General features: G+C 46.0%; 10 protein-coding genes. 6 read left to right on the top strand and 4 right to left on the bottom strand.

The window, feature by feature from the left end; translation table 11 throughout:
• Positions 1–42: 42 nt before the first annotated feature.
• The 6 genes from glnA (at position 43) to add (ending at position 8,630) form a co-directional block, all read left to right on the top strand.
• The gene (glnA, locus tag BSZ04_RS23015; RefSeq protein ID WP_010444964.1) at positions 43–1,452 is read left to right on the top strand and encodes a glutamate--ammonia ligase; all 1,410 of its coding nucleotides are present in this window, start codon (positions 43–45) and stop codon (positions 1,450–1,452) included.
• A 197-nt stretch (positions 1,453–1,649) separates the two neighbouring features.
• The gene (locus tag BSZ04_RS23020) at positions 1,650–2,237 is read left to right on the top strand and encodes a DUF4124 domain-containing protein (RefSeq protein WP_088881477.1); all 588 of its coding nucleotides are present in this window, start codon (positions 1,650–1,652) and stop codon (positions 2,235–2,237) included.
• Between the two features lie 157 nt (positions 2,238–2,394).
• Positions 2,395–3,405, top strand: a complete 1,011-nt coding sequence (gene glnL, locus BSZ04_RS23025; RefSeq protein WP_216604290.1) for a nitrogen regulation protein NR(II) — start codon at positions 2,395–2,397, stop codon at positions 3,403–3,405.
• Positions 3,406–3,465: 60 nt separating this feature from the next.
• A complete protein-coding gene (glnG, locus tag BSZ04_RS23030; protein WP_088881478.1) occupies positions 3,466–4,869 on the top strand; it encodes a nitrogen regulation protein NR(I) in 1,404 nt (467 codons plus the stop codon).
• Between the two features lie 97 nt (positions 4,870–4,966).
• Complete coding sequence (gepA, locus tag BSZ04_RS23035; RefSeq protein ID WP_088881479.1) at positions 4,967–7,513, top strand: phosphodiesterase GepA; 2,547 nt, start codon at positions 4,967–4,969, stop codon at positions 7,511–7,513.
• Positions 7,514–7,625: 112 nt separating this feature from the next.
• Positions 7,626–8,630: an adenosine deaminase gene (gene add, locus BSZ04_RS23040; RefSeq protein ID WP_010444953.1), complete on the top strand. Its 1,005-nt coding sequence runs from the start codon at positions 7,626–7,628 to the stop codon at positions 8,628–8,630.
• Between the two features lie 66 nt (positions 8,631–8,696).
• Here the strand turns inward: add and hemN are convergent, their stop codons facing one another.
• From hemN to BSZ04_RS23060, 4 genes are all read right to left on the bottom strand, one after another.
• Positions 8,697–10,088, bottom strand: a complete 1,392-nt coding sequence (gene hemN, locus BSZ04_RS23045) for an oxygen-independent coproporphyrinogen III oxidase (RefSeq protein ID WP_010444951.1) — start codon at positions 10,086–10,088, stop codon at positions 8,697–8,699.
• Positions 10,089–10,271: 183 nt separating this feature from the next.
• Complete coding sequence (locus BSZ04_RS23050) at positions 10,272–10,760, bottom strand: DUF2489 domain-containing protein (protein ID WP_010444949.1); 489 nt, start codon at positions 10,758–10,760, stop codon at positions 10,272–10,274.
• Between the two features lie 7 nt (positions 10,761–10,767).
• Positions 10,768–11,310, bottom strand: coding sequence for a Der GTPase-activating protein YihI (yihI, locus tag BSZ04_RS23055; RefSeq protein WP_010444947.1), 543 nt, complete (start codon positions 11,308–11,310; stop codon positions 10,768–10,770).
• Positions 11,310–11,948: a class I SAM-dependent methyltransferase gene (locus BSZ04_RS23060; RefSeq protein WP_038884225.1), complete on the bottom strand. Its 639-nt coding sequence runs from the start codon at positions 11,946–11,948 to the stop codon at positions 11,310–11,312. The genes yihI and BSZ04_RS23060 overlap by 1 nt, the downstream gene beginning before the upstream one ends.
• Between the last annotated feature and the right edge of the window lie 539 nt (positions 11,949–12,487).

Raw genomic sequence — 12,487 nt, forward strand, 5'->3', positions numbered from 1 at the left:
ATCGAGCTTTTACCGCTTTATTAACACTGGAGGTTATCCAAGATGTCAGTAGAAAACGTTTTATCACTGATCCAAGAAAACGAAGTTAAGTTTGTTGACCTACGCTTCACTGATACAAAAGGTAAAGAGCAGCACATTTCTATTCCTGCTCACCAAATCGACGCAGACTTCTTCGAAGAAGGTAAAATGTTCGATGGTTCATCAGTTGCTGGCTGGAAAGGCATTAACGAATCAGACATGGTTATGATGCCAGACGCATCTTCTGCAGTGCTTGACCCATTCACTGAAGATGCAACACTAAACATCCGTTGTGACATCCTTGAGCCTGCAACAATGCAAGGCTACGACCGCGACCCTCGCTCTATCGCTAAGCGCGCTGAAGACTTCATGCGTTCTACAGGCGTTGCTGACACAGTACTAATTGGTCCTGAGCCAGAGTTCTTCCTATTTGACGACGTTAAGTTCGCAACTGACATGTCTGGTTCTTTCTTCAAGATCGATGACGTAGAAGCAGCTTGGAACACAGGTTCTGATTACGAAGAAGGTAACAAAGGTCACCGTCCAGGCGTTAAAGGTGGTTACTTCCCAGTAGCGCCAGTTGATTCATCTCAAGACATCCGTTCTGCTATGTGTCTAGTAATGGAAGAGATGGGCCTAGTTGTTGAAGCGCACCACCACGAAGTAGCAACTGCGGGTCAAAACGAAATCGCAACTCGCTTCAACACGCTAACAACTAAAGCTGACGAAATCCAAATCTACAAGTACGTTGTACACAACGTTGCGCACGCATTTGGTAAGACGGCGACATTCATGCCTAAGCCACTAGTTGGTGACAACGGCTCTGGTATGCACGTACACCAATCTCTAGCAAAAGATGGCGTAAACCTATTTGCTGGTGATAAGTACGGCGGCCTATCTGAAATGGCACTTTACTACATCGGTGGTATCATCAAGCACGCTCGCGCAATCAATGCGTTTGCTAACCCATCAACTAACTCGTACAAACGTCTTGTACCAGGCTTCGAAGCGCCAGTTATGCTTGCTTACTCTGCACGTAACCGCTCTGCTTCAATCCGTATCCCAGTGGTACCAAGCCCGAAAGCACGTCGTATCGAAGTTCGTTTCGGTGACCCAGCGGCTAACCCATACCTATGTTTCGCAGCAATGCTAATGGCTGGTCTTGACGGCATTAAGAACAAGATCCACCCAGGCGAAGCGATGGATAAAGACCTTTACGATCTACCAGCTGAAGAAGCAGCAGAGATCCCAACAGTGGCATACTCACTGAAAGACGCGCTAGAAGAACTAGATGCAGACCGTGAGTTCCTAACTGCTGGCGGTGTATTCTCTGACGACTTCATCGATTCTTACATCGACCTTAAAGCGCAAGATGTAGAGCGAGTAAACATGACAACTCACCCACTTGAGTTTGAACTTTACTACTCTGTATAAGGTCTCAACTGTGTAAAATGTAAACACAGAAACAAAATATTAGGCTCGCCTCGCAGGCGGGCCTTTTTTGTATTCGCCTGATTAACCCAGACCTTTAGCATGGAGTGATAATGAGAATATGCCAAGTCACCCTCACAGAGCCAATCGCGGGAAGTTACTTGGGTCAATAACGTGGAATCATAAAAAGAAGGTGAGCAATGAAAGTTCAGCTTTTACCAACCTTAATCATACTCGGTGGCCTAGTCACGGCTGCATCTCCCTTCGCACAAGTTGCATACACATGGGTCGATAAAGATGGCGTAATACACTTCAGCGATACGCCTCAAAATGGAGCAAAGGCAATCGCTTTACCTGACTTACAAGGTCAGGCACCAGCACCAAAGGTAGAAAGTACCGAAGCGCTTTCTACGTCACCACCACCCAACCCGGTAAAGAAAGATAAACCAAAACAGCCAGAAGCTCCTAAGCCTCTGTCTTTAGCTATGCTGACCCCTATGCATGACGAGACGATTCGTAGCAATCAAGGCTTGATTAACATCCAATTGGAAGCCAACCGCAAACTAGGTATTGGAGAACAACTGCAGCTAATGCTCGATGGAAAGCCGTACGCAGCCCCACAAACTCGACTCACTTGGCAAATTAACAATATCGATCGAGGCACCCACACCCTTGCTGTTCACGCCAAAAGAAGCGGCAAGCTTATTGCATCTACTAGCCCTATAACAGTGCATTTACATAGAGCGAGTGTGAAGCCTAAATTACCAAGGCCGAAACCAGAAAAATAGCGCAAATAACAGATGCTCTGAGTGCTATTTTACTTTTTCTTCTGAGATTTATTCGCCATACTTACGTTCTATCGCACCAATTTGGTGCAACGCACAACAATAACGCAAACAAGGACGTAATGTGGATACCAGTCTCTCCAGTGCCATTCTCAATAACATGGTGGCAGCAACGTTGATTCTTGATGACGGATTAGCGGTGCGCTATGCCAACCCTGCGGCAGAGTTATTGTTTTCGCAAAGTGCTAAACGCATTGTTGAGCAGTCGCTGTCTCAGCTAATTCAGCATGCGTCATTGGATCTCGCGCTACTCACCCAACCACTACAAAGCGGCCAAAGCATTACTGACAGTGACGTTACCTTTGTCGTCGATGGGCGCCCTTTGATGCTGGAAGTGACTGTCAGCCCAATAACTTGGCAGAAACAATTAATGCTGTTGGTAGAGATGCGCAAAATTGACCAACAACGCCGTCTCACTCAAGAGCTTAACCAACACGCCCAGCAACAAGCGGCAAAGCTGTTAGTGCGTGGGTTGGCGCACGAAATAAAAAACCCACTCGGCGGTTTACGCGGGGCGGCACAACTATTAGAAAAAATGCTTCCCGATCCTTCATTGAAGGAATATACCCAAATCATTATCGAGCAAGCAGACCGATTAAGAGCCTTAGTCGATCGTCTGCTCGGGCCGCAAAAGCCGGGTAAAAAGACCCAAGAAAACCTTCACCAAGTACTGGAGAAAGTGCGCCAGTTAGTGGAGTTGGAATCTCAACATTCGATTGTGATCGAGCGCGACTACGATCCGAGCTTGCCAGAAATCTTGATGGATGCTGACCAAATCGAGCAGGCGATGCTCAACATCGTCAGTAACGCAGCACAGATTCTGTCCCACCAAGAACACGGAAAAATAACCATACGCACCAGAACGGTGCATCAAGCTAACATTCATGGTCAACGCTGCAAACTCGCCGCACGTGTTGAGATCACGGACAACGGTCCGGGTATTCCACCAGAACTACAAGATACCCTTTTCTATCCAATGGTCAGTGGTCGAGAAGGCGGTACGGGTCTTGGCCTGTCTATTTCACAAAATCTGATCGACCAGCATAACGGCAAGATTGATGTCGAAAGCTGGCCCGGTCACACCACTTTTACGATTTATTTGCCAATCTGACTTGATTAAATGGCTTTTCGATTCGTCAGTTTTTAGGCTTTTGCTGCAAGGATTTATTACATGAGTAAAGGATATGTTTGGGTCGTCGATGACGACAGTTCGATTCGCTGGGTAATGGAGAAAACCCTTTCCTCCGCCAACATCAAATGCGATACCTACGCGGATGGAGAAAGTGTGCTGATGGCGCTGGAACGTGAAGTACCAGATGTGTTGGTTTCCGATATACGCATGCCAGGTATCGATGGTTTGGAGCTGTTAAAGCAAGTTCAACGTGATTATCCCGATTTACCCGTGATTATCATGACGGCGCATTCCGATTTAGATGCTGCGGTGAACGCTTACCAAAAAGGCGCGTTTGAATACCTACCTAAGCCATTTGATATCGATGAAACACTCACGCTGGTAGAGCGAGCGATAGCTCATAGCCAAGAAACCAAGCGTGAGCAGATGTCTCACGAAGAGCTCCCAACCGATACGCCAGAAATTATCGGTGAAGCGCCAGCCATGCAAGAAGTGTTTCGTGCAATTGGCCGCTTGTCTCGCTCTTCCATCTCCGTATTGATCAACGGTGAATCAGGCACGGGTAAAGAGTTAGTTGCTCATGCCCTGCACCGTCATAGTCCGCGCGCCAACAAACCTTTTATCGCCCTCAATATGGCCGCGATTCCAAAAGACCTGATTGAATCCGAGCTGTTTGGCCACGAAAAAGGCGCGTTTACTGGTGCAAACAGCGTTCGACAAGGCCGCTTTGAGCAAGCCAATGGTGGCACACTGTTTCTAGATGAAATTGGTGATATGCCACTAGACATTCAAACCCGATTATTGCGCGTATTAGCAGACGGACAGTTCTATCGCGTAGGGGGCCACTCTCCTATTCGCGTTGACGTGCGTATCGTCGCTGCCACACACCAAAACCTTGAAAAGCTGGTCCATGAAGGTGATTTCCGCGAAGATTTATTCCATCGACTCAATGTAATTCGCGTTCAGATCCCCGCCCTAAGAGAGCGAAAACAAGACATTGAGAAACTCACTCAACACTTTCTCGTTCGCGCAGCCGATGAGCTAGGCGTTGAAACAAAAACACTGCATCCATCTTCAGTCGAAATCCTTAACCGCCTTGATTGGCCGGGCAACGTCCGCCAATTGGAAAACATCTGTCGTTGGTTAACAGTCATGGCCAGTGGCAGTGAGGTGCTACCTAACGACCTGCCGCAAGAATTACTAGAAGAAAAGAAAGTCAAATCGGAGTCTGCTGGGGAAAGCTGGCAAGAACAACTAGCTGACTGGGCAAAACATGCTCTCGAAGCAGGGGATAAAGAGCTATTATCTTATGCATTACCTGAATTTGAGCGAATCTTACTAGAGGCTGCGTTAGAACATACTAAAGGTCACAAACAAGATGCCGCTAAAGTATTAGGCTGGGGAAGAAATACATTAACCAGAAAACTAAAAGAGTTGTACTAGTTTGATATTTAGTCACTAAGCGAGTAAAAATTGACTCGCTTGGTGACAAGAACGCCAGTACAATTACAGTATAGCAACCCATAATAAATACTAGGCCATGTCATCACCGACTACACAAATCACTTTACGCACTGCTGTTTTGATTCCTTTCTTGCTGATATTTCTGTTTGCAATCGGGGTGATCATTTTTGTCCAAAAGCAGAGCTATGAAGAGGTCGTCACTGACATCAGTAACAAACAGCTGACGGTGTTAACGGAAGGCGTTCATGATCACCTGAATGACTACCTAAGAAAACCATTTGCAGCGGTTCAAGCACTGGGCCATAGCGTCAGCTTTCACAATCTATTCCACCCAAATAATACTGCCGATATTGAATCGTATTTATTAAGCGCCTTCCAAGATCTTTACAGCTCCATTCCTCAGTTGGATGTTATTGGCTTTGGTTCGATCACCGGAGACTATGCCGGCTTTCGTCGCGAAGCAAACGGTGAATACACCTTAATGATTCAAGACAAGCGAACTGATGGTAATTTAGCAATCTATAACGGGAAGACGCCAAGTACAGGTTTACGATCGGTTATCTCACAGTATGACCCCCGAGTTCGGCCTTGGTATACGCCCGTGGCAGAAGCCCATCAGCCGACTTGGTCGCCAATCTATGCGAACGCAGATGAACGTCAAGAAATCACGCTATCCGCGATGACTCCTGTTTTCGAGCATGGCGACTTTGCTGGTGTGCTCGTCACAGATATTCGCATCAACACACTCAATGCCTTCTTAAGAGAGCTGCAACAGAATACCAAAGCTTCCGTGTTTATTATGGATGAAGAGCATCGCTTAGTAGCGCAATCAAGTGCAGGTAGCGTCGTTTCTTGGGGAACCAAATTCACACATAAGGGCCAGCGCTTGCTTGCTAAAGAAAGCACCGACTCAATCATCCAAATCAGTGCATCTAGGGTGAGTGCACTTGCTTTAAACTCAACTTCACAGCCTTATACTTTTCAGCTAGAACACTCGGGTGAACGCTTGTTTAGCCGAATCACACCTTACACTGATGATTATGGACTCACCTGGTTTATTGGTATTTCTGTCTCTGAATCAGATTTAGTTGGGACACTTCCGAACAGCCAAAGAAAAAGCTGGTTGGTGGGTTTACTTGTGACCCTACTGGGTATTTCGATCACTTGGTTTATCTTTAACCGAGTCACTCGTCCGATCAATGCTACTGCCTCAGCAGCGCAAAACCTAGCCAAAGGCAACTGGGATGGCTCAATGCCTCGTCCTGGCTACGTTTATGAAACCACGACGTTGGTGCACGCGTTCAACGAGATGGCGAATAACCTAAAGGTATCGTTCAAAGCATTAAGAGAGCAGTTGATATACGACTCATTGACCCGCCTGTATAGCAGACAAGGCTTAATTGAAATCAGCAGTACCATGCCAAGCCAACAAGGTGGCAGTGTATACCTGCTCGGAATTAACCGCTTCAGAGATATCAATGACAGCGTCGGTCACCATAATGGTGATCAACTATTGCTCCGTATTGCAGAGCGACTCGATCAGCAGTTTGGTGATGAGTTTGTATTAGCTCGTATTGGTGGTGATGAATTTGCAGTTTACGTACCCAACTTGCAAAAAGAGCAGGAAGTTCGCCTAACCGTTAGACGGCTGCAACAAGTCTTCGCCTCTCCGTTTCTCTGCGCAGATGAAACTGTCATCATGAATATTGCCATTGGTGTTGTGGAAACGCAGCCTGAATACCAAATGCAGCAATGGTTACGTAATGCCAGTATTGCATTGAGTTACGCCAAGCAAGAAACCCATTCTGGGGTGTGTTATTACAGTCCAGAAATGGCCAGCGCCTCTAAGTTCCGAACTCAGATGATTGCCAAAATACAGCAAGGTATTGAGCAAAAAGAGTTTATACCGTATTACCAATCAATTATTGATTTATCTAGTGGTGAGGTTGTTGGTGCAGAGGCTCTAGCACGTTGGCACAGTGCCGATGGCGTAGTCTCGCCTTTGGACTTTATTGCTCTTGCTGAAGAGAGTGGCATGATCAAACAAATCGGTCACCAAATCTTACTTAAGGCCTGTCAAGAAACTCAAACCGCAATTGAAAATGGTCGTTGGCACAAAGATTTCCAACTGCACGTGAATGTTTCAGTCAACCAACTTTCATGTCCAGAGTTCATCACAGATGTTGCCCAAATATTATCTCAGACAGGATTGTGCGCTCAAAACCTCACACTTGAAATCACTGAGTCCAAAATTGTTGGCGGAGACCCAACAACCCTAGACAATATGCTCAAGCTACGCGAAATGAACGTTGGGATTGCCATTGATGATTTTGGCACAGGCTACTCCTCGCTAGCGTACCTAGATAGCTTGCCATTTACTTGTCTGAAGATAGACAGGACGTTCACTAATAGATTAAACCCAAATAATCTGGAAAACTCCGTTTTCGCCGCAATCATTACCATCACTAAAGGTTTGAAAGCAAACGTGGTCGCGGAAGGTGTGGAGACGGCAGAACAAGCACGGCTTTTACGCTCATTAGGCTGTACACAGGTTCAAGGGTTCTATTACAGCCGTCCATTACCGATCGAAGAATGGCCAACACATTTGGTTAACATGAAGTAGAAAAGAGCTGAAATTGTTGATTTCGTAGTCATCCTCTACTGACAATCTACCGAACTGTTATTTATACTTAATTGCAATTCTATTCCTGTTCACAATTATCTGGATCGACATAATGATAACTAAGAATCTACCCCTAACAGATTTGCACCGTCACCTCGACGGTAATATCCGCACTCAAACGATTCTCGAACTTGGCCAAAAGTTCGGTGTAGCGCTTCCGGCATACGATATTGAGTCTCTTACACCACACGTTCAAATTGTCGAAGCAGAACCATCTCTTGTGGCTTTCCTTTCTAAGCTAGACTGGGGTGTAGCGGTATTGGGCGATCTAGATGCATGTCGCCGTGTTGCCTACGAAAACGTAGAAGACGCACTTAACGCACAAATTGATTACGCAGAACTTCGCTTCTCGCCTTACTACATGGCAATGAAACACAAACTACCAGTAGCTGGCGTAGTTGAAGCGGTCGTTGATGGTGTACAGGCTGGCATGCGTGACTTCGGTATTAAGGCAAACCTAATCGGTATCATGAGCCGTACTTTTGGTACAGATGCTTGTCAACAGGAACTGGAAGGTATCCTAAGCCAGAAAGATCACATCGTAGCTGTAGACCTTGCTGGTGATGAACTTGGTCAACCTGGCGATCGTTTTGTTTCTCACTTTAAACAAGTGCGTGATGCTGGTCTAAACGTCACGATTCACGCAGGTGAAGCAGCAGGCGCGGAAAGCATGTGGCAAGCAATTCAAGAGCTTGGTGCAACGCGTATCGGCCATGGCGTTAAAGCAATCCAAGATCCTAAATTGATGGACTACCTTGCAGAAAACCGCATTGGTATTGAATCGTGCCTAACATCAAACTTCCAAACTAGTACGGTTGAGTCACTAGCAAATCACCCTCTGAAGCAATTCCTAGATCACGGTGTGCTAGCGTGTCTAAACACGGACGATCCAGCGGTTGAAGGTATTGAGCTACCTTACGAGTACGAAGTGGCAGCACCAGCAGCAGGTCTAACCCAAGAGCAAATTCGCCAGGCGCAAATCAATGGCCTAGACATCGCTTTCCTATCAGATGCAGAAAAAACTGAACTGAAAGAAAAAGTGAAAGATCGCGTTTAATTGCCGTAAAAACATAAAAAATGCCAGCATCTGCTGGCATTTTTTGTATCCGGAATCTGTAAGAGATTAAATCACGCGAGAGAATTGCTGCTGACGTGCCTTCGCGCGCAGGTACTTGTCGAAACACATACAGATGTTACGAATCAATAGACGGCCACGAAGAGTTACGCGAATTTCGTTGTCATCCACTTCCACCAGCTCATCATTGATAAAAGTTTGTAGCAACTCTAAATCTTCTTTGAAGTATTGCTCGAACTTCACGCCAAATTCAGACTCAATCGCTGTCTTATCTAGCTTGAAGTTACAGATAAGCTGTTTGATGACTTCACGACGTAGTAAATCGTCGGCATCCAAAGACACCCCTTTCCACAGCGCATGACGCAGGTCATTCACTTGCGCGTAGTATTTCTTCAACTCTTTTTGGTTTTGCGCATACGCATCACCAATCATTGAAATCGCCGAAACACCAAAGCCTACCAAGTCGCATTCGCCTTGTGTGGTGTAGCCTTGGAAATTACGATGCAAAATGCCTTCACGTTGAGCGACAGCCAGTTCGTCATCTGGCTTAGCAAAGTGATCCATACCGATGAACTGGTAACCTGCACCCGTTAGCGTTGCGATGGTGTCTTGCAGAATCGCCATCTTCTCTTCTGCTTTAGGTAGGTCTTCGTCTTTAATCTTGCGTTGTGCAGCAAACAGTTGAGGCATGTGCGCGTAGTTAAACACGGACAAACGACCCGGCTGCATTTCTAGCACTTGCTCTAATGTCTTAGCAAAAGACGCCTTAGTTTGCTTAGGTAAGCCGTAAATCAAATCAAGGTTAGTAGAGCGGAAGCCAAGTTCTTTCGCACGCGCAACCATAGCAAAGATAAATTCTTCATCTTGTTCACGGTTCACAAGCTGTTGAACTTCTTTGTTGAAGTCCTGCACACCGATGCTCAGGCGATTGAAACCTTCACCACGTAGATGATCCAGCATAGTTAGCTCGATTTCACGTGGGTCGACTTCAATACTAATTTCCGCATCAGCGCTAAAAGAGAACTCTTGGCGCAGCAAGTTCATCACTCGCGTGATTTGCTTTTCAGATAGGAAAGTTGGCGTACCACCACCAAAGTGCAATTGAGTGACTTTACGCTCCCCCAGCAACGATGCACGTTGACGGATCTCGTGCTCAAGTACATCTAGGTATTCGTCTGCTTTGTGCGAATGGCGAGTAATCACTTTATTACAGCCACAGTAGTAGCAAAGCTTATGACAGAACGGAATATGAACGTACAGTGATAACGGACGCTCTGGGTACTGAGTGCATGCCATATCGTAGTCCGAAATGGTGAATGCTTCATGAAACTCCAGTGCCGTTGGGTACGAGGTGTAACGCGGACCGGAATAGTTGTACTTATCCAATACCGTTTGGTCCCAGACGATTTGCTGTTTCGATTCAATATGTTGATTCGACATGGTGGTACTTTCCGTTAAATGCTAGGGAGACGAAAGCCGTCACCCGATATTCAGAAACCGTTATTTTGCCATACCATGATGACAACTACGGTAACCACTGGCGGCTTTTTAAGTATAAAACCAAAGAAGTGCTAGCGTGATCACGTACCCCCGTGACGATAAAGAAACCGTTGGGGGTATCAGTTAGATCATCTGAATATTGATTTGGTTATTCAGTGGCTGAACGTTTTTCTGCAACACTTTGAGCTCTTCGATGATCGCATCTGTTAAGCGCTGTTCTGCTTTATGACGCGTCAGGTTCTGCTGCATACGCTCTTTCTTCGCAAGTTGCTGACGATCTTCGCCACGCGCCATATCTTTCACAACATGGTAAAGCTCAGAAATCGCAGGATATGTGGCGTCGAAATCGACACGGTCTTCACCTTGAACATAGTCCATGATGTTGTAAACACGGATACTGATTTCAGACAAATCACACTGACCTTGGATTCCCGCCTGACACAGGGTATGCACGTTCTCAAAAATGTTGGCATTACGCTTATCAATCGCCAACTTTTGATGCTTCAGCTGCAATTCCTTTTGCTTTTTCAATTGAAGCAGAAGGTAACCTGCATAAGAAGCCAGCGCGATAATGATCACTGCACCTGCAATCGCTAATAAGGTTACATTCATGAATTACTTATCCTTTGTAGTCGTCGAAGTTGATATCGTCGAAGTCTGCAAGTAAATCGTCATCGTTACGAGAACCTTTCGCTGCTGGTGCAGTGAAGTCTTCCTCTTCTTCCGGCTCTAGTAGACCTAGTTGGTCCATCAGCTTCTCGATGCGATCTAGCTTCTCGTCTACATATTTCTGTAAACCAGTACCTAGGTTCTCACCCGCTTCGATACGATCCAACAACACGTTCAATTGCGCATCGTTTTCTAGCATCTCTAGCTCTTGCTCAGCAGATAGACGACGCTCTTGTTTGGTTTGCTTCTTCGCTGGCTCAACAATCAGAGGAATCTTCTTCTTGCTACCTAGGCGAGGATCGCGTTTTTGCGCTGCTGCTTGTTTCTTCTGCTCTTCAGCGTCAGAGTTACGGCTACCGGTCTTCAAGCCTTTACGCTTTTTCGCGCGCTTGCGTAGACGGCCTTCTACATCTGATTCTGTACGGTTACGAGTTACAACAAACTCAGGTGCGCCAGAGGCACCCGGCTTTCTTGATTTCTTTTTACGGCTCATTACTGGGTCTTCCTCAGTAAAATTACATCATTACCAATAAATTCGAGTTCGAGCTTATCCCGCTCTGCTAGGAACTGGAACGTGTCACGGCTAAAGAACACCACATGCGTAGGATCGTTCTTATAGTGCCATGTCCGAAAGGCTTCTACGTCGATGACCATTTTCGTCATCAGGCCTATCCAGCCACCTGGCTTAACTAAATTCAACCATTGCTTCCACACCATATCTGGGTGGTAGAGGTGTTCGATCACCTCTGTTGCTGTCATGAAATCATACTGCCTTTCTAGCACCGATGTATCTGGGTGGTAGTAAAGATCGTACAACGCCATGTTGTGCCCCGCTTCTTCTAACATTAAGGAAAGCGTTGGGCCCGGACCACAACCAAAGTCGATTCCGTTCGATTGTGGTGAAATTCGCTCTGCGACTGGGTCAGCAATTCGCGCCAAAAAGCGGCGATATCCCATATCCTCAGGATTGTTCTCATGCAGATCATAGTGAGCTTTTTCAGTTTCCGCATCCAAACGTTGGTCTGGATTGACGAATACCAAACTGCACTGCTCACACTGAAGATACTCGCGTTGCTTGTCTTCAAAAAAGTGGTGAGTGCGCTGATTCTGGCATAAAGGACAGGTGTGCATGCTGACTTCCTCAAACAGGGATGCGAAACATACCAGAAAGTAGACTCAGATTGGAGTGTTACTGGATACTTTTTCAGCAGTTTTTGTTAAAAAAGTTTTTATCGGAATTGAAGATATAAAAAAAGCGACAGTGAGACTGTCGCTTTCTGAATGCCACCTATAGCGGCGAAACTGTGTTGCACTCATTTGGTGCACCAAGAATCCTTTTGTTTTTCAAGCTTTCCCTGCCAAAAAGTGTTGTTCTTCATCTTCCTGATGAGTTTTGGCTATCCGTTCACTTCCTGTCTACTGAGCTACTTCCTGAGCTTGATCCATTTCACTGTCTTAACCGTTAGACGAGATGACCATCCATATCTGATAGGCTCCTTGCCTATCTAAGTCCCTTTTCCGACTACCAAACGTCCTTCGTTTGCGTCCTTGGAGACCTTATATCCATGGTCTAAATTCCTGTGATTCACTCCTTGTGAACAGCTTCTACTTTACAGATTGGATAAAAACCAACAAGTCATGGAAAGAAATTATTGATAGGATTTTCTCTT

It is taken from the genome of Vibrio rotiferianus (assembly GCF_002214395.1).
Classification (GTDB): Bacteria; Pseudomonadota; Gammaproteobacteria; order Enterobacterales; family Vibrionaceae; genus Vibrio; species Vibrio rotiferianus.